Here is a 16,830-nt window from a genome sequence, read left to right as displayed (position 1 = left end):
CAGACCCACACGGGCACACGCCCATACAGACGCCCATTACCCAGGAGAACATGATGTCGACAATGAATTTCGGTGCTTCGATTGCCGCCGCTGCCGCTGCGCTCGCCCTGTCCGGTTCGGTTTTTGCTGCGGATGCCCCGGCAGGTTCGAAGGGCATGGCCATCGGTGCCAGCGACAAGGTGCATTGCTACGGCCTGCATGCCTGCAAGGGCAACAGCGACTGCGCCACCGCGGAGCACAGCTGCAAGGGCCAGAATGCCTGCAAGGGCCACGGCTTCAAGGGCATTCCGGCCAAGGACTGCCTGACCCAGGGCGGCACCATCGGCGACCTGGTCGCCAAGTAAGCCGACGCCTCAGTCGTTGCACCCCGCCGTTCGCGAAACGATCACGTGCCCGCCAGGGCATGTTGTCCGGTCGCGAACGGTTTTCCATTTTCCGCGATGACGCCGGTGTACAGGACTGCCCCCATGAATACCTTGACCCGTGAATCACCCGGATTCGGGCTGGGATTGCGCCCTGCCCACTACGCCGCGCTGCTCGAACAGCGGGCGCCGCTCGACTGGCTGGAAATCATTTCGGAAAACTTCATGGTCGACGGCGGCAAGCCGATGGCGATGCTCGACCGGCTGCGCGCCGACTACCCGATGGCCATGCACGGCGTGGCGCTGTCGATCGGCTCGGACGAACCAGTCGATCGCCACTATCTCGCCCGACTGAAGCGGCTGGCCGATCGCATCGATCCGCTGTGGATTTCCGATCACCTCTGCTGGACCGGCTTCAACGGCCGCAATTCGCATGACCTGCTGCCGCTGCCGTACACGGAGGAATCCGCCCGCCTGCTGGTGCGCAAGATCGGTCAGGTGCAGCACGAGCTGGGGCGCCGGCTGGTGCTCGAGAATGTGTCGAGCTATCTGGGCTACGGCATGTCGGATGCGACCGAGTGGGATTTCATCCGCGCGGTGGCCGACGAGGCGGATTGCCTGCTGCTGCTCGACGTCAATAACATCTATGTCAGCAGCGTCAATCACGGCTTCGACGCGCTCGACTTCCTGCACGCCATGCCGTCGAACCGCATCCAGCAGATCCATCTGGCCGGTCATTCGACGCATGACGACCATCTGGTCGATACGCACGACCATCCGGTGTGCGAAGAAGTGTGGGCGCTCTATGACATCGCCTGCGGCATGTTCGGCGATGTGGCGACGATGATCGAACGCGACGACCAGATTCCGGAACTGCCCGAACTGCTGCGCGAACTCGACCGCGCCCGGCGCATCGCGATCCGCGCCGAGACCTTCGAAAGGGCCGTGGCATGAGCGCGCTCGCCAGCCTGCAGGCGCAATTCATCGATTACCTGCACGACAGGCCGAACGACTTCCTGAGCACGCTGGCCGACGCCGGCGGTCTGGCGAAGGCGGACCGCGCGCAGATCTATTTCAATGCTTACCGCGTCCGCCTGCTCGACACGCTGAAGGACAGCTTCGACAAGACCTGGGCGTGGCTGGGCGACGAGCGCTTCGAATCGACAGCGCTGGCCTGGATCGCCGACCACCCGCCACGCCAGTTCAGCCTGCGGCCCTTCGGTGACCGCTTCGCCGACTGGCTGGGTGCGGTGTGGCCGAACGACCCAGAGGTTTCGGAGCTCGCCCGGCTCGACTGGGCGATGCGGCAGGCCTTCGACGGTGTCGACGCCGAACCGGTCACCGGAACAACGCTGGCCGACTTCAATGACGATGACTGGGCGCAGGTGGTGTTTCGCCTGCACCCGACCGTGCAATGGCTGCGTGTCACGCGCAATACGCTGGATCTGTGGCATGCGATGGACTGCAGCGATGCCCCGCCACAGGTCGACGTACTGGACCGGCCGGGTCGTCTGCTGGTATGGCGCAAGGGCTTCCAGCCGCACTTCCGTTCGATCGGCGACGATGAAGCCGCCATGCTGCAGGCGATGGCGTCGGGCACGCCCTTCGCCGCCGCCTGCGAATCCGTGGTCGCCGAAGATGCCCGGACCCTGATCGGCGGCTGGCTGGCGCGCTGGCTCGACGACGAATTGCTCGTCGTCAGCCCGAACCTGCGCTGACGGGCGGCGCGGGATACCCTGCGGGCGCTCGTCAGATCACACCCTGCGCCAGCATGGCGTCGGCCACCTTGACGAAGCCGGCGATGTTGGCACCGTCGACATAACTCAGGCGGCCATCCGGCCGCTTGCCGTGCTGCAGGCAAGCGGCGTGTATGCCCTGCATGATGTGCAGCAACCGGGCATCGACTTCGTCGCGCGTCCACGACATCCGGATCGCGTTCTGACTCATTTCCAGACCCGAGGTCGCGACACCGCCCGCGTTCGATGCCTTGCCCGGCGCATACAGCACGCCGGCCGACTCGAACGCGCGCACCGCTTCCAGGGTCGACGGCATGTTCGCGCCTTCGGCCACGCACTTCACGCCATTGGCGATCAGCGTACGGGCGTCGCGCTCGTCCAGTTCGTTCTGCGTCGCGCACGGCAAGGCCAGTCCGACCGGCACCTGCCAGGGGCGCACACCGGCTTGGAAGCGCGCGCCGACCTGCTTCGCGTAATCGCTGATGCGACCATAGGCGCGGTTCTTCACGTCCATCAGGATGGCCAGCTTCTCCGGCGTGAAGCCGTCCTCGTCGATCACCGTGCCGGCGGAATCCGACGCCGTCACGACGCGCGCGCCGAAGGCCATCGCCTTTTCGATCGCGTACTGCGCGACATTGCCCGAACCGGATACCGCGACGCGCATGCCGTCCATCGACTGACCGGCGTGACAGAGCATTTCCTCGGCGAAATACACCGTGCCATAGCCGGTCGCTTCCGGCCGGATCAGCGAACCGCCGAAACTGAGGCCCTTGCCGGTGAACACGCAATCGGCCCGATTACTGAGTTTTTTCATCATGCCGGCCATGAAGCCGACCTCTCGGCCACCGACGCCGATGTCGCCAGCCGGCACGTCGGTGTCGGAACCGATGTGACGGAACAGCTCCGACACGAAAGCCTGGCAGAAGCGCATCACCTCACCCGGGCTGCGGCCTTTCGGATCGAAGTCCGAACCGCCCTTGCCGCCGCCCATCGGCAGCGTGGTCAGCGCGTTCTTGAAGGTCTGCTCGAAGGCCAGGAACTTCAGGATCGACAGGTTTACCGACGGATGGAAGCGGATGCCGCCCTTGTACGGGCCGATGGCCGAACTGTGCTGGATGCGGTAGCCGCGATTGACCTGCACGTCACCGTGGTCATCGACCCAGGACACCCGGAACATCAGCACCCGCTCGGGTTCGACCAGACGGTCGAGCAGCGCGTGTTCGGCAAGTCGCGGGTGGGCTTCGATATGGGGCCACAGGCTTTCCATGACCTCCGTTACCGCCTGCAGGTATTCCGGCTGCCCGGGATTGCGGGCGTCGACGTGGGCGATGAATGCGCCGAAGTTGCTGTGTTTCACTCGTTTCTCCAGGAAAAGTCAGGACATTCAATGCACCAAGGGCGCGCATTCTGAGGGAAATCGCGTTGATTCGCACTCGTTTGGTGCGATGTCGCATGATGTGTTCTTCGAAAACCATCCCCGGACGGGCATATCTTCCGCACTGCAGCAGTGCATACGATGGCGCGCCCTCCAGAAGGCAGCGTTTCCGCACACGAACGGTGCAATTCCTCGGTCATGAACGCCTTCGGCTGGTGCGCTCTTTGCTTTTTGCACCGCCACGGTGAATCGTGGAGGAATCATGGAAAGTTTCAAGACATCAACCGATGTGCTGTTCGTTCTGCTTGGCGCCATCATGGTGCTGGCCATGCACGCCGGTTTTGCCTTTCTCGAAGTTGGCACGGTGAGGCGCAAGAATCAGGTCAATGCCCTGGTCAAGATTCTGGTCGATTTCTGCGTATCGACCTTGCTGTACTTCTTCGTCGGCTACGGCATCGCCTATGGCGTCAGCTTCTTCGCCAGCGCGACCGCCCTGACCCAGTCGAGCGGCTACGACCTGGTGAAGTTCTTCTTCCTGCTGACCTTTGCGGCAGCCATTCCGGCCATCGTGTCCGGCGGCATCGCCGAGCGCGCGCGCTTCTGGCCCCAGGTGGCGGCCACGGCGATGATCGTCGGCCTGCTCTACCCGTTCTTCGAAGGCATGGTCTGGAACGGCAACTTCGGTTTCCAGTCGTGGATGGAGGCGCAATTCGGCCATCCGTTCCATGATTTCGCGGGTTCCATCGTGGTGCACGCGGTCGGCGGCTGGATCGCGCTGGCCGCGGTGCTTCTGCTCGGCGCCCGGCGTGGGCGCTATTCGCGCGACGGCGGCATTTCGGCGCATCCGCCCTCGAGCATTCCCTTCCTCGCGTTGGGCGCCTGGATACTGACCGTGGGCTGGTTCGGCTTCAACGTCATGAGCGCCCAGAAGCTCGAAGGCGTGAACGGGCTGGTGGCCGTCAATTCTCTGATGGCCATGGTCGGCGGCACGCTGGCCGCATTGATCGCCGGCCGCAATGACCCCGGCTTCACGCACAACGGACCGCTGGCCGGACTGGTGGCCGTATGTGCCGGATCGGACCTGATGCATCCGCTCGGTGCGCTGGTGACCGGCGCGGTCGCCGGCGGCCTGTTCGTATGGATGTTCACGCTGACCCAGAATCGCTGGAAGATCGACGACGTGCTCGGCGTGTGGCCGCTGCACGGCCTGTGCGGCACCTGGGGCGGCATCGCAGCGGGCATCTTCGGCACGCAGGCGCTGGGTGGGCTCGGCAATGTGAGTTTCATGTCGCAACTGGTGGGGAGCATCGCCGGCGTCCTGATCGCGCTGGTCGGCGGCTTCATCATCTACGGCCTGCTGAAGACGCTCGTCGGTATCCGGCTCGATCCGGAACAGGAGCACGAAGGCGCCGACCTCGCCATTCACCGCATCAGCGCGTCACCCGAGAGGGAAACGCTGTGGTGACGCGACGGCCCCTGTAGGCGGGCGGTGACAGCCGGAGGCCGGGGTCGGCGACAGCATGAGCAGGCGGGAGAGCGCACAATCGCGCGGTCTTCCACGGAGCTTTCCCATGCACAGCACTTCCCGACCCCGTTTTTCCCTGGCCCGACGCACCAACGGTCTGCTGGCCGGGCTGCTTGCGGCACTGACCACCCTGCCCGCCCAGGCAGATCTGCTGCTGGCCACGCGCCAGACGCAGATCGAGCCGGGACTGCCGCTGACGCTGACAGTGATCTCCACAGCCGGCGAAACGCTGCCTGACGATCTGAAGGCCCGTGTCATCGTCGGCGTGCGGGCAGCCGACGTCGCGTTGCGCGCCAGCGCCCCGGCCGAGGCCGGCCGGCGCGAGTACGCCGCGGTCTTTCCGACCGATCTCGAAGGCACCGGCCGCATCGAACTGACCAGCGCAGCGTCCAGCGTGCTGCTGGTGCAATTGAAGCCGGCGCCGCTGGCAGCCGGTGCCGTGGCCGTCACGACGCCGGCCGCGGTCAAGGCCGCGAACGGAGATGCCGCCTCGGCCGAACCGGTCGGTGTCGTGAACCTCGGCCGCAACCGGCTCGGTCTGTCCACCCACGAGCCGGTCTATTTCGTGGCCGGTTCGCGCGGCGACACGACCGGGCGCTTTCAGCTGTCATTCAAGTTCCGGCTGTTCGACCCGGACGGCTGGGCGACCGAAATTCCGGTCGGCGAACTGCTGACCGGCCTGCATTTCGGCTATACGCAAACGTCGATCTGGGACTGGAGCAGCGATTCCAAGCCCTTCCGCGACACGGTCTACAAGCCGAGCTTCTTCTACGAATTCGGTCCGTACAGGCAGATCGGCTCGCGCCACACCTTCACCGCGCAGGCCGGTTACGAACATCAGTCCAACGGTCGCGACGCCGACGAATCCCGCTCGATCGACACCTTGTTCGTCAAGCCGTCATGGCGCTGGGACCTTGACCACAACACCCATGTCGGCGCCTCGCTGAAGGTATTCGACTACACCGACCGCGACCCGACCAACCGCGACATTTCGCGCTATCGCGGCTATGCGCTGCTCGGCGTCGAGGTGGGCAACGACGACGGCTGGCTGCTCAAGGCCGAAAGCTATCCGGGCAGCCAGGGTTCGCTGCAGATCGACCTGTCGTACCGGCTCAAGCGTTTGCTGATTGCAGATGCGGGCGCCGGCGGCTTCCTGCACTTCCAGTACTTCAATGGCTATGGCGAAAGCCTGGTCGACTACAACCGCAGCGGCCCGGCCCAGTTCCGGGTCGGTTTTTCGATCGTTCGGTAAGCGTGTCCTGCGGCGGACGGGCACAGCCAACTCATCCGGTGCACGTCAGGCGTGCGGCACGCCATCGCTGCCGCGGAACACCGGCTCGGCCAGCAGATGCACGGTGAAACAGCTGCCTTCGCCCGGCGTGCTGCTCACCGTGATGCTGCCGCCATAGCGCTCGACCAGGCCGAGTGACACGGACAGACCGAGACCGGTACCTTCGGCGCGCTTGGTCGTGAAGAACGGGTCGAACACGCGACCCAGATTCTCCGCCGCAATGCCGTGGCCCGTGTCGCGGACCAGGATGTCGGCACCAAGCCCCGCTCCGGCGGGTTCGTCCCGGTCGCGACTGGCCAGCGTCAGCGTGCCGCCGTCGGGCATGGCGTGCAGCGCATTGACCATCAGGTTGACCAGCACCTGCTGCAGTTCGTCGCGGTTGATGCGCACGCGCGTCCTTGCCTGCAGATCGAACACGATGTCGACCGCCGGTGCCGGGACCTGATGCAGCACCAGCGGCAGCGTGTCGCGCAGCAGCGCCGACACGTCCACCTCGTCGATGTAGCCGGCGAATTCACCTGGCCGCGCGTATTGCAGCAGCTTCGTGACGATCAGCCGGATGCGGTTGATCTGTTCGTCGAGCAGGCGGATTTCGGTTGCGACGCCGCTGGCGGCATCGCCCAGCAGATCGCGCATCAGGTCCAGATTGCCCTGCATGACGGCGATCGGATTGTTGATTTCGTGCGCCACGCCGGCCGTCAGCTGGCCGATCGCCGCCAGTTTTTCCGAGCGGACCAGCTGGCGCTGGGTTTCGCGCAGTTCCGCCGTGCGCTCGACCACCTTGTGGTCCAGTTCGGCATTGAGCTGTTTCAGTTCCGCCTCGCGCGCCGCCACGGTGTCGAGCAGGGTGTCGAGGTGGGCCGCCAGACGGGCCACTTCCTCGCCACCGGACACCGCGCCGGTGCGCGCCGCGGGGTCGCCCTGCTCGACCGCGCTGATCGTGGCATCCATGCGCTCGATCGGCCGGAAAATGCTGCGCGCGCCGCGCAGCGACAGCACGACCCCGGTGGCCACGATGAGCGCGAACAGTGCGATCAGTGCCGCGAGGATGTTCTGCTTCACGTCGCGGAACGGTGCTTCGAGAAAACCGACATAGAGCATGCCGACGCGCCGCCCTTCGCCGTCGACCACCGGCTCGTAGCCGGACACATACCAGTCGTTCACGACGAAGGCACGGTCGAGCCAGCGCTCGCCGTTGTCGAGCACGCGGTGGCGCACCGCTGCCGACACGCGCGTGCCCAGCGCGCGGTCACCGCCGAACATGCGCACATTGGTGGCGATGCGCACGTCGTCGAGAAACAGCGTGGCGGTGCCGCGCGACCCGAGCGGCAGCGCGCCGTCGTTGTAGACCAGATCGTTGATCGTATCGCCGAAGTCGAGGTTGCGGTTCAGCAGCTGGCCGCCTTCGAGCACCGCGATCTGTCGCCCCTGGGCGTCGACCACCGGACTGGCGACATGAATCATCATGCCGCGCTCTTCTTCGGTGCGTGGGTCAGGGCGGGCGTTTTCGGTGGGCACGATGGCCAGGCGGGCCCGCTCGCGCAGCGGCGGGCCGATCTGTTCGAGCTCCGCCGCGCCGAAGATGGACAGGGCCACCTCCGCTTCACCGGCCAGCGCCGCAGCGACCACCGGCCAATGGCTGCGCGGCGCATCGCCGGGCTGCGTACGATGCGGACCGGCTTCGTCGGTGGAACTGGCAATGACGCGGCCCGCATCGTCGAGCAGATGCAGGTAGTCGAAGCGGCGCGACGTGGCCTGCTGCGCCAGCATGGCGCCCAGCGTCGCGTCGTCGCCCATGGCGCTGCGCAAACGGCCCGATCCGGCCAGTCCTGCCACCGCCAGCTTCTGCGCTTCGAGCACCCGGTCAAGGTACTGACGGGCGATCGTCAGTTCCGCATTCACCTTGTATACAAGCAACCGGTCGTACGCCGAATTGCCCCAGTACACGACCAGGCCGATCAGCAGCGGCAGCATCAGCAAGGGCGGCGCGAGCACCAGCAGCAGCAGGCGCGCGCGGACCGAACCCCCTCGCAGAGCGGAAAGCAATCGCATCGGGCGAGGCGCCGTCAGGCGGGCGATGCCTCGAGCACGGTCAGCAGCGCCGAGGTATCGCGCGTCGCGCCGCCCTGCCCCATCAGCGCATTGAGTTGCTGCCATACCGCAGCGGACAGGGGCATCGCGAGGCCGAGCGCGGCCGCCTCGCCGAGCACGATGCCCATGTCCTTGTGGTGCAGGCGAGCCTGCACGCCGGCCGAGAAATCGCGCGCAGCCATCTTTCCACCAAACAGGTCGAGCGCCCTGGAGGCCGCCGAACCGTGCATCACCGCCTCGCGCACCGTGCCGAAATCGACGCCATTGGCGCGGGCCAGCCGCGCCGCCTCGGCGGCCGCTTCGATGAAGGCGCACAGCAGAAGCTGGTTGCACGCCTTGGCGACCTGGCCGGCACCGTTCGGCCCGACATGCACCAGCGTGCGGCCGACCGACGACAGCAGCGGCCGCATCCGCTCGAACACCGCCGCATCGCCGCCCGCCATGATGGACAGGCTGGCGTCGATTGCGCCCCGTTCGCCGCCGGACACCGGCGCATCGAGCATGTCGATGCTGCGTCGGGCCAGCGCATCGGCGATGTCGCGCGCGGTGGAGGGCGGAATCGTGCTGTGGTCGATGAAGACGCAGCCGGGCGGCGCGCCTTCGATCACGCCGTCGGCACCGAGCGCGACCTGACGCACGTCCGGTCCCGCCGTCACCACGCACAGCACGGCATCGGCGCCGCGCGCGCAGTCCGCTGGCGATTCGGCCGCACGCGCGCCGAGTGCGACCAGCGGCGCCATCGACTCGGCGCGCCGCGCCCACACGGCGACGTCATGGCCGGCGCGCAGCAGATTGGCGGCCATTGCGCGCCCCATCGCGCCGAGGCCGATGAAGCCGGCCTTCATCCTTCGATGCCGCCAAGACCTTCCAGCACCTTGAGCACGGCGATCGAATCTTCCTCGCCCAGCCCCTGGCCGACCATGGCATTGAGCATCTGCGCCGCCGCGGCGGCGGCGGGCAGCGCCAAACCCATCTGGTGCGCCTCGTTCATCACGATGCGCAGATCCTTCTGGTGCATCCAGGACTTGAAGCCCGGCTTGAAATTGCGGTCGAGCATGCGCTGGCCGTGGTTCTCCAGGATGCGGCTGTAGGCGAAGCCGCCGAGCAGCGCTTCGCGCACGCGTGCCGCGTCGACACCGCTCTTTTCGGCGAAGGCAAAGGCTTCGGCCAGCGCCAGCACGCCGACGCCGGTGAGGATCTGGTTGCAGGCCTTGGCCACCTGTCCGGCACCGCTGTCGCCGACCCGCGTCACGTTCTTGCCCATCAGCTGGAACAGCGGCAGCACCCGGTCGAAGGCGGGCTGCGGTCCGCCGGCCATGATGGTGAGCGCCGCGTTGATGGCGCCGACTTCGCCACCCGATACCGGCGCGTCGATCATCGCCACGCCCTTGGCCGCCAGCCGCGCGGCGATCGAACGCGCAGCGTCGGGCGCGATGGTGCTCATGTCGACGAAGATCAGATCGGCGCGTCCGGCTGCGCCCTCGGCAACGCCCTGCGGGCCGAGCGCGACCGCTTCGACGTCAGGTGCGTCGGCGACCATCGAAAACACGATGTCGGCCTCGCGCGCCACATCGGCGATCGACGTGTGCAATGTGGCACCGCTGTCGCGGAACGGCGCCAGCGACTCCGGCCGACGTGCCCACAGGTGCAGGCTGTGGCCGCCCGCGGCTAGGTGGCCGGCCATCGGCCGCCCCATCAGTCCCAGTCCGATGAAACCAATCTTCATTCTTTTCTCCTCGATGCGTTGTGCGCGCCTGTACCGGCGCTGCAGGGACTGCCGACTATAACGCAGCAGGCCGCGCCGCCCGCGCGGGCATAATCCGGCCCATGGACTACACGAAACAGATCAAGGAAATCGGCCGCGGCGCCAAGGGCGCGCGCGCGCTGTCGCGCGACGATGCACAGGCCCTGTTCGGCGACATGCTCGACGGTCGCGTACCGCCGCTGCAGCTGGGCGCCATCGTGCTGGCGATGCGCATCAAGAGCGAATCACTGGATGAACTGCTGGGATTCAAGGCGGCGCTCGACGCGCGCCTGACCCGCGTCGGCGCACCGTCCGGCCCGCGCACCGTGGTGCTGCCGACCTACAACGGCGCGCGCCGCCGCCCCAACCTGATGCCGCTGCTCGCCATGATGCTGGCGCGCGAAGGGGTGCCGGTGCTGATCCACGGCCACTTCGACTTCGACAGCCGGGCCGATCCGTTTGCGCTGCTTGCCGCGCTCGACCTGCCGCTGGCCGACAGCGCCGCACACGCCGGCGAACTGCTCGCGCACCGGCGCATCGCCTGCATCCAGGTTGCAAAACTCAGTCCGGGGCTGGATGCGCTGCTGTCGTTGCGGCCGCAGCTGGGCGTGCGCAATTCGGCGCATTCGATGACCAAGATGATCGATCCGCTGCCCGGGCGCAGCGTGCGCGTCGTGCCGGTGACCCATCCGGAATATCTGGACAAGATGACGCAATTCCTGCGTCTGGATGGCGGCCGTTCGATGCTGTTGCGTGGTACCGAAGGCGAGGCCTATGCCAATCCGGCGCGCCGGCCATCGATGACCGGCTTCTTCGATGGCGAGGTACGGGTGCTTTGCGATGCGCAGGGCGCAGGCGCCGCGCCGACCCAGCCCGAAGACGGCATAGAGGCCGAGGCCAATGCACGTCAGGTGTCCGATCTTTTGCATGGACGGCTGCCGTTGCCGGAGCCGCTGCGCGCCCAGTTCGAGGCCTGCCTGACGCTGGCAACTGCGCCCCTGGGAAGCGAGGTGCTCAACGCACCCTGAACTGACTGCCCGCGGCGACCAGCGCCTGCGCCATGGTGTTCAGCTGTGCCGCGGTGGCGCGGTCTTCCGCTGCGGTGGATGCCGTGCTGTCCGCCAGAGCGGCAACCTGTTCGACCCCTGCCGCGATATCCGCAGCCGCCTGAGTCTGCTCCTTCATCGATTCTGAAATGCCGATCACGATGGACATCATTTCACTGATGTCAGTCGAGACAGATGCAATCGACACGCCGACTTCCCCCACCCGGTCAACACCGCGTTTCGCGGTGCTCACCGTGTTGGCCACGCTGGACAGCGCACAGTCCTTGCTCGCCTGCATGCTGACGACCGTGCGCGCGATATCTTCCGTTGCCAGACGCGTGCGTTCCGCGAGCTTTCGCACTTCGTCTGCCACCACTGCAAAACCTCGGCCCTGTTCGCCAGCCCGAGCCGCCTCGATGGCCGCATTGAGCGCGAGCAGATTGGTCTGATCCGCAATATCCTTGATCAGGGCAACGATGGCTTTCACGCTCTCGAACTGTGCGCCGATCTGCTGCATGCTGGTTTCGACCTCGAGAATCGCCGTGCCTGTCTGACGTATTTCGCCGGCGAGTTCGTCCATCACGGCCACACCACGATCGGCTGATTGCCCGCTGCGCTGAACGCGGTCGCTCGCGTCCTCTGCGTTCTGCGCAATCTGCTGGATCGATGCTGTCAGTTCCTGCACCGCCGACGCCATGCGCTGCGTCGCCTCGCTTTGCTGGCCGGTCGCTGCCGTCACGTTCTCTGCATTCACCAGCATCGCGTCGGCCACCTTCTGCGCACTGGCCGACTCGGTCACGAGCAGACTGACGGTCTGGGCCAGCCGGTTGCGCATGCTTTCCATCTTGGCCAGCAGCGGCATGCCGGCGTCGGGCACGATGGCCGACGCCAGATCGCCCGACCCGATACGTTCGGCGGCCTCGCCTACACGGGCCGCCTGTATGGCTTCCCGGCGCAGGCCGACCGACATGTAAACGAGCAGGCCCGCCTCGACGACGACGAAGGCGGCGTGCACCAGAACCGTGTTGAAACTGGCGCCGTCGCTGAAGACGGATACGCCCAGACCGGCCGCCTGCATGAAGTTGAAGACAAGGTGATGCACCGCGATCAGAGCGGCCGCCATGACGACGGGCCTCCAGTCGCGGTAATAAAGCAGAAAGGCGAGGAGCACGAAGATGCTGAAGTGCGCTTCGGCCAGGCCGCCGGTGATCTGGATCAAGAGTGCCGCCAGCACCATGAACGAACTGGCGCACGCCAGTCTCGAAACAAGCGACCCCGGCAGAAGCTTGTAGAGCGCGAAGGGGATCAGACTGGCCGGAACGCCCACCAGCAACGAGGTCAGCAGATGGCCGCTCGTGGCGCCGATTGTAATGCACACGAGCGTGCCGAGACTGGCCGACGCGAGCATGACCTTGTCGGCGCTGACGTTCGAGGAATGGAGTATCTGGTCATTCATTTCGGGCTCCGGTGATTTGCGGGAATTCAGCTTCGCGTAATGCAAACGCCGGCAGGGTTCAGCTGCATGTGCGTCAGCAGGATGCCGCCGGCCGAGAGCAGCCAGCCAGCCAGCAGGCACCAGGCAATCACGTGTCGGCGCGTGCTGCCGCGAAGGTGTGTATTGACGCTCGCAGGGCCACTCATGCAAGGCTTAACGGCATCGGGAATTTTTCCTTTACGCACCTGCACCAGAACCTTGTGCATCAGAACCTTATGCACCAAAATCGTGCATAAAAATTTTGCGCCTCGCGCGGAGCGGGGCCTGCGATAGTTCCGAAGGCCAATAACCCTATTTAAATCCGCGCTTTGCAAGGCGGTGCTGCAAGCCCCACAGCACGTGATCAACTGGCAAATTTCTTGCTATTGGATTACCGACGAGTCTGGACTGCATGACGCGGCAGACACGCGAAGGGTCTGAATCGAACCCGCACATTCGAGAAGGCTGCTGCACGGCGCAACTGCCGGCACCTTCCGGAACAACCCGCGCACACACGATGCAACGCCGCATCGCGCGCGGGCTGGTGCGGGACGATCGAAACAGGCCGGAACTCGAAACAGCGGCTTTGCCCGCACCAGCCACGCACCGTATCCGGGCAGGATCGGTGCCGATCGATCGTGCGATGGGACGTCCAGCGGCCCCCATCGCAATCTCGCAGTAACCGGTTCGGACGCCCAACGCGGGGTTTCCACCGGCAGAAAAATCGCTGGCCGGCGTGATCCGGCCCTGATAGACGAAATGCCCGACGGTGCCAGCAATGTTGCAGGCGCGGGTGTTTGCACGTCCTCGCGGTCCGGAAATGGCGGCCCGTGATGTGCGGCGCCGCGTCGGGATCGCAGACCGCACGATTTGCGGTCGGTTTTCTGCAGGAATCGGACAATGCAAAAGAAACGTCTTGTGATGGTGGGCAATGGGATGGCGGGCTGTCGCACGCTGGAAGAGCTGATCAAGATCGCACCGGGGATGTACGACATCACGGTGTTCGGCGCCGAGCCGCATCCCAACTACAACCGCATCCTGCTGTCGCCGGTGCTGGCCGGCGAAATGACGGTGCAGGACATCATCCTGAACGACTGGGACTGGTACCGCGACAACGGCATCACGCTGCACGCGGGCAAGAAGGTCGTGAAGATCGACCGCATCGCGCGCAAGGTGGTGGCCGAAGACGGCACCGAAGCCGAATACGACCGCCTGCTGCTGGCGACCGGTTCCAATCCCTTCATCCTGCCGGTGTCGGGCAAAGACCTGCCGGGCGTGATCGCGTATCGCGACATCGCCGATACCGACGCGATGATCGAAGCGGCTGCGAACCACCGGCACGCGGTCGTGATCGGTGCTGGCCTGCTCGGACTGGAGGCGGCCAACGGCCTTGCGCTGCGCGGCATGCACGTCACCGTGGTGCATCTGGGCGCATGGATCATGGAACGCCAGCTCGACCGGCCATCGGCCGACATGCTGCAGGCCTCGCTGGAAAAGAAGGGCCTGGCCTTCCTGCTGGAGAAACAGACCGAGTCGCTGATCGCCGGACCGGATGGCCGCGTGTCGGCCGTGCGCTTCAAGAGCGGCGAGACGATTCCCGCCGATCTGGTCGTGATGGCCGCCGGCATCCGCCCGAACACCACGCTGGCCGAATCGGCCGGCATCCACTGCAACCGCGGCATCGTCGCCAACGACACGATGCAGACCTACGACCCGAAGATCTACGCGGTCGGCGAATGCGTCAGTCACCGCGGCATCGCCTACGGCCTGGTCGCGCCGCTGTTCGAACAGGCCAAGGTGTGCGCCAACCACCTCGCGCAGTACGGCATCGGCACCTACAAGGGTTCGGTCACCTCGACCAAGCTGAAGGTGACCGGCATCGACGTATTTTCCGCCGGCAACTTCACCGGCGGCCCGGGCTGCGATGACATCGTGCTGCACGACCCGTCGGGCGGCGTCTACAAGCGGCTCGTACTGGAAGGCGAACGTCTGGTCGGCGCCTGCCTGTATGGCGACACGGCGGATGGCGCCTGGTACTTCCAGCTGATCAAGGACGGCCAGGACATCCACGCGGTGCGCGACCACCTGATGTTCGGCCAGAACCATCTGGGCGACGTCGGCCACAAGGGTCAGACGCAGGCCGCCTCGATGCCGGACACGGCCGAAGTGTGCGGCTGCAATGGCGTATGCAAGGGCACCATCGTCAAGGCGATCAAGGAAAAGGGCCTGTTTTCGCTGGACGACGTGCGCAAGCACACCAAGGCGTCGAGTTCTTGCGGTTCATGCACCGGACTGGTCGAACAGATCCTTGCCTCGTGCATCGGCGGCGCCTACACGCCGGCCAGCTCCACCTCGAAGCCGATGTGCGGCTGTACCGACATGAACCACGGTGATGTGCGCGCAGCGATCCGCGACCGCCATTACATCGACATACCGACCGTGATGCGCGAACTGCAGTGGAAGACGCCGAACGGCTGTGCGTCATGCCGCCCGGCGCTCAACTACTACGTGCAGTCGAGCTGGCCGCACGAGGCGAAGGACGATCCGCAGAGCCGCTACATCAACGAGCGCGCGCACGCCAACATCCAGAAGGACGGCACCTATTCGGTGGTACCGCGCATGTGGGGCGGGCTCACCACGCCGAACGAACTGCGCGCCATCGCCGACGCTGCGGAAAAGTACAAGGTGCCGACCGTCAAGGTGACCGGCGGCCAGCGCATCGACCTGCTGGGCGTCAAGAAGGACGACCTGCCCGCCATGTGGGCCGACCTCGCACAGGCCGGCATGGTGTCCGGTCACGCCTACGGCAAGAGCCTGCGCACCGTGAAGACCTGCGTCGGCGCCGAGCACTGCCGCTTCGGCACCCAGCTGTCGATGGGTCTGGGCGTCAAGCTGGAGAAGATGCTGTTCGGCATGTACAGCCCGCACAAGGTGAAGCTCGCCGTGTCCGGCTGCCCGCGCAACTGCGCCGAAGCCGGCATCAAGGACGTGGGCGTCATCGGTGTGGAATCCGGCTACGAAATCTATGTCGCCGGCAATGGCGGCATCAAGACCGAGGTTGCGCAGTTCTTCTGCAAGGTGACCAGCGACGACGAGGTGATGGAGTACTCCGGCGCCTTCCTGCAGCTCTATCGCGAAGAAGGCTGGTACCTCGAACGCACGGTGCATTACATCGACCGCGTCGGCCTCGACTACGTGAAGGGCAAGGTGGTCGACGACGCCGAAAACCGCCGGGCGCTTTACGAACGCCTGCTGTTCGCGCTGCAGGACTACCAGGACCCCTGGCTGGAACGCGCGCAGGCCGATGCGAAGTCGGAACTGGGCCGCGAATTCCGCACCATCGCCATCCGGCAGGCGATGAAGGCTTGATCCAGGTGCTAGGGATTAGGGGCTAGCAGCTGGCGCCGCCCTCGCGCGGCAAAGTAGCGCGTTTTCCCTGGCCCCCAGCCCCTGACCCCTAGCCCCTCCAGATACACAAACAGGAACCCTCATGAGCACCGAAACCTCCACCTGGGCGCCGGTCTGCGCGCTCGAAGACATTCCTCACCTGGGCTCGCGCGTCGTACGCAGCGACACCGGCGACATCGCCATCTTCCGCAATGACGAGATGGTGTTCGCGGTGCACGACAAGTGTCCGCACAAGGGCGGGCCGCTGTCGCAGGGCATCGTGCATGGCAACACCGTCACCTGCCCGCTGCACGGCTGGAAAATCCAGCTCGATTCGGGCGATGCCATCGCACCGGACGTCGGCTGTACGCGCAGCTTCGAAGTGAAGGTCGAACAGGGACAGGTGCTGCTGAAGGCCTGACAACCCTTACGGCACGTAACCCCGCAGGTTGGGGTGAGCGCAGCGATGCCCGACAAGAGCTCGATGCGCAGCGCACGGCGTGGCATCGGCATGTTGGGCATCGCTGCGCTCCCCCCAACCTGCACATGATTACCGATGCACCGCGGAGCGATGTTCAGCGGCTCACCCATTTCATTCACAGCGATCCCGAACAATGGCTGTCCGCAACGACGCGCAAAGGCCGAACCGATGACGGGGAGGTCATCCACCGATGGGCGGTAAAGCACTTTTTCAAGGCCGGCCACACGCCCACGCTGTTTGCCGCCTGAGCACAGTGCGAACCAGGCGCACCAGTGGCATGCATGCACCATTCAGCGCGCCCCGCGAAGGAGCGCATGC

General features: G+C 65.7%; 15 protein-coding genes. 9 read left to right on the top strand and 6 right to left on the bottom strand.

The genetic code is table 11. The features are described from left to right. The first annotated feature begins 53 nt into the window (after positions 1 to 53). From bufA2 to ACTIFF_RS07210, 3 genes are all read left to right on the top strand, one after another. Positions 54 to 344, top strand: a complete 291-nt coding sequence (bufA2, locus tag ACTIFF_RS07220; RefSeq protein ID WP_305612096.1) for a BufA2 family periplasmic bufferin-type metallophore — start codon at positions 54 to 56, stop codon at positions 342 to 344. Positions 345 to 467: 123 nt separating this feature from the next. Further along, positions 468 to 1,316: an MNIO family bufferin maturase gene (bufB, locus tag ACTIFF_RS07215; protein WP_439536224.1), complete on the top strand. Its 849-nt coding sequence runs from the start codon at positions 468 to 470 to the stop codon at positions 1,314 to 1,316. Then, a complete protein-coding gene (locus tag ACTIFF_RS07210; protein ID WP_439536223.1) occupies positions 1,313 to 2,080 on the top strand; it encodes an HvfC/BufC family peptide modification chaperone in 768 nt (255 codons plus the stop codon). Before bufB ends, ACTIFF_RS07210 begins: the two co-directional genes overlap by 4 nt. Before the next feature lie 31 nt (positions 2,081 to 2,111). On the opposite strand, the gene gdhA is transcribed toward ACTIFF_RS07210, so the two are convergent. Continuing rightward, the gene (gdhA, locus tag ACTIFF_RS07205; protein ID WP_439536222.1) at positions 2,112 to 3,455 is read right to left on the bottom strand and encodes an NADP-specific glutamate dehydrogenase; all 1,344 of its coding nucleotides are present in this window, start codon (positions 3,453 to 3,455) and stop codon (positions 2,112 to 2,114) included. Positions 3,456 to 3,735: 280 nt separating this feature from the next. Here gdhA and ACTIFF_RS07200 point away from each other — a divergent pair, with 280 nt between their 5' ends. Further along, positions 3,736 to 4,938, top strand: a complete 1,203-nt coding sequence (locus tag ACTIFF_RS07200; protein ID WP_439536221.1) for an ammonium transporter — start codon at positions 3,736 to 3,738, stop codon at positions 4,936 to 4,938. A gap of 106 nt (positions 4,939 to 5,044) precedes the next feature. Then, entirely contained in the window at positions 5,045 to 6,250 is a 1,206-nt protein-coding gene (locus ACTIFF_RS07195) for a phospholipase A (protein ID WP_439536220.1), read from the top strand. Between the two features lie 45 nt (positions 6,251 to 6,295). Here ACTIFF_RS07195 and ACTIFF_RS07190 read toward each other — a convergent pair whose 3' ends face one another. The 3 genes from ACTIFF_RS07190 to ACTIFF_RS07180 are packed head-to-tail and all read right to left on the bottom strand — an operon-like array spanning position 6,296 to position 10,172. Continuing rightward, positions 6,296 to 8,341 (bottom strand): sensor histidine kinase, encoded by a 2,046-nt coding sequence (locus tag ACTIFF_RS07190; RefSeq protein WP_439536219.1) that lies wholly within the window; start codon positions 8,339 to 8,341, stop codon positions 6,296 to 6,298. Positions 8,342 to 8,355: 14 nt separating this feature from the next. After that, on the bottom strand, positions 8,356 to 9,225 hold the full coding sequence (locus ACTIFF_RS07185; RefSeq protein WP_439536218.1) for an NAD(P)-dependent oxidoreductase: 870 nt from the start codon (positions 9,223 to 9,225) through the stop codon (positions 8,356 to 8,358). Beyond that, positions 9,222 to 10,172 carry an NAD(P)-dependent oxidoreductase gene (locus tag ACTIFF_RS07180; RefSeq protein WP_439536373.1) on the bottom strand — a complete coding sequence of 317 codons (951 nt, stop codon included), beginning with the start codon at positions 10,170 to 10,172 and terminating at the stop codon, positions 9,222 to 9,224. Before ACTIFF_RS07180 ends, ACTIFF_RS07185 begins: the two co-directional genes overlap by 4 nt. Before the next feature lie 35 nt (positions 10,173 to 10,207). Here ACTIFF_RS07180 and ybiB point away from each other — a divergent pair, with 35 nt between their 5' ends. Then, positions 10,208 to 11,152, top strand: a complete 945-nt coding sequence (ybiB, locus tag ACTIFF_RS07175) for a DNA-binding protein YbiB (RefSeq protein ID WP_439536217.1) — start codon at positions 10,208 to 10,210, stop codon at positions 11,150 to 11,152. On the opposite strand, the gene ACTIFF_RS07170 is transcribed toward ybiB, so the two are convergent. Next, complete coding sequence (locus ACTIFF_RS07170; RefSeq protein ID WP_439536216.1) at positions 11,139 to 12,626, bottom strand: methyl-accepting chemotaxis protein; 1,488 nt, start codon at positions 12,624 to 12,626, stop codon at positions 11,139 to 11,141. The genes ybiB and ACTIFF_RS07170 overlap by 14 nt on opposite strands. A 26-nt stretch (positions 12,627 to 12,652) precedes the next feature. Then, the gene (locus ACTIFF_RS07165) at positions 12,653 to 12,871 is read right to left on the bottom strand and encodes a hypothetical protein (RefSeq protein ID WP_439536215.1); all 219 of its coding nucleotides are present in this window, start codon (positions 12,869 to 12,871) and stop codon (positions 12,653 to 12,655) included. A gap of 673 nt (positions 12,872 to 13,544) precedes the next feature. Here ACTIFF_RS07165 and nirB point away from each other — a divergent pair. From nirB to ACTIFF_RS07150, 3 genes are all read left to right on the top strand, one after another. Then, positions 13,545 to 16,013, top strand: coding sequence for a nitrite reductase large subunit NirB (gene nirB / locus ACTIFF_RS07160; protein ID WP_439536214.1), 2,469 nt, complete (start codon positions 13,545 to 13,547; stop codon positions 16,011 to 16,013). A 121-nt stretch (positions 16,014 to 16,134) separates the two neighbouring features. Then, positions 16,135 to 16,452, top strand: a complete 318-nt coding sequence (gene nirD, locus ACTIFF_RS07155; RefSeq protein WP_439536213.1) for a nitrite reductase small subunit NirD — start codon at positions 16,135 to 16,137, stop codon at positions 16,450 to 16,452. A gap of 125 nt (positions 16,453 to 16,577) precedes the next feature. Further along, positions 16,578 to 16,760: a hypothetical protein gene (locus tag ACTIFF_RS07150; protein WP_439536212.1), complete on the top strand. Its 183-nt coding sequence runs from the start codon at positions 16,578 to 16,580 to the stop codon at positions 16,758 to 16,760. Positions 16,761 to 16,830 lie beyond the last annotated feature (70 nt).

Origin of the sequence: Methyloversatilis sp., from assembly GCF_051861465.1 — a bacterium.
Lineage (GTDB): Bacteria > Pseudomonadota > Gammaproteobacteria > Burkholderiales > Rhodocyclaceae > Methyloversatilis.
Note: the sequence above shows the minus strand (reverse complement) of the source record. Positions and strands in the feature narration are given on the sequence as shown.

Bases quoted from the DNA above. Each gene is read 5' to 3' on its own strand.
- ACTIFF_RS07170 (WP_439536216.1), bottom strand. From the start codon at position 12,626: ATGAATGACCAGATACTCCATTCCTCGAACGTCAGCGCCGACAAGGTC.
- ACTIFF_RS07210 (WP_439536223.1), top strand. From the start codon at position 1,313: ATGAGCGCGCTCGCCAGCCTGCAGGCGCAATTCATCGATTACCTGCAC.
- nirD (WP_439536213.1), top strand. From the start codon at position 16,135: ATGAGCACCGAAACCTCCACCTGGGCGCCGGTCTGCGCGCTCGAAGAC.
- bufA2 (WP_305612096.1), top strand. From the start codon at position 54: ATGTCGACAATGAATTTCGGTGCTTCGATTGCCGCCGCTGCCGCTGCG.
- ACTIFF_RS07150 (WP_439536212.1), top strand. From the start codon at position 16,578: ATGATTACCGATGCACCGCGGAGCGATGTTCAGCGGCTCACCCATTTC.
- ybiB (WP_439536217.1), top strand. From the start codon at position 10,208: ATGGACTACACGAAACAGATCAAGGAAATCGGCCGCGGCGCCAAGGGC.
- bufB (WP_439536224.1), top strand. From the start codon at position 468: ATGAATACCTTGACCCGTGAATCACCCGGATTCGGGCTGGGATTGCGC.
- ACTIFF_RS07200 (WP_439536221.1), top strand. From the start codon at position 3,736: ATGGAAAGTTTCAAGACATCAACCGATGTGCTGTTCGTTCTGCTTGGC.
- ACTIFF_RS07185 (WP_439536218.1), bottom strand. From the start codon at position 9,225: ATGAAGGCCGGCTTCATCGGCCTCGGCGCGATGGGGCGCGCAATGGCC.
- ACTIFF_RS07190 (WP_439536219.1), bottom strand. From the start codon at position 8,341: ATGCGATTGCTTTCCGCTCTGCGAGGGGGTTCGGTCCGCGCGCGCCTG.
- ACTIFF_RS07195 (WP_439536220.1), top strand. From the start codon at position 5,045: ATGCACAGCACTTCCCGACCCCGTTTTTCCCTGGCCCGACGCACCAAC.
- nirB (WP_439536214.1), top strand. From the start codon at position 13,545: ATGCAAAAGAAACGTCTTGTGATGGTGGGCAATGGGATGGCGGGCTGT.
- ACTIFF_RS07165 (WP_439536215.1), bottom strand. From the start codon at position 12,871: ATGCACAAGGTTCTGGTGCAGGTGCGTAAAGGAAAAATTCCCGATGCC.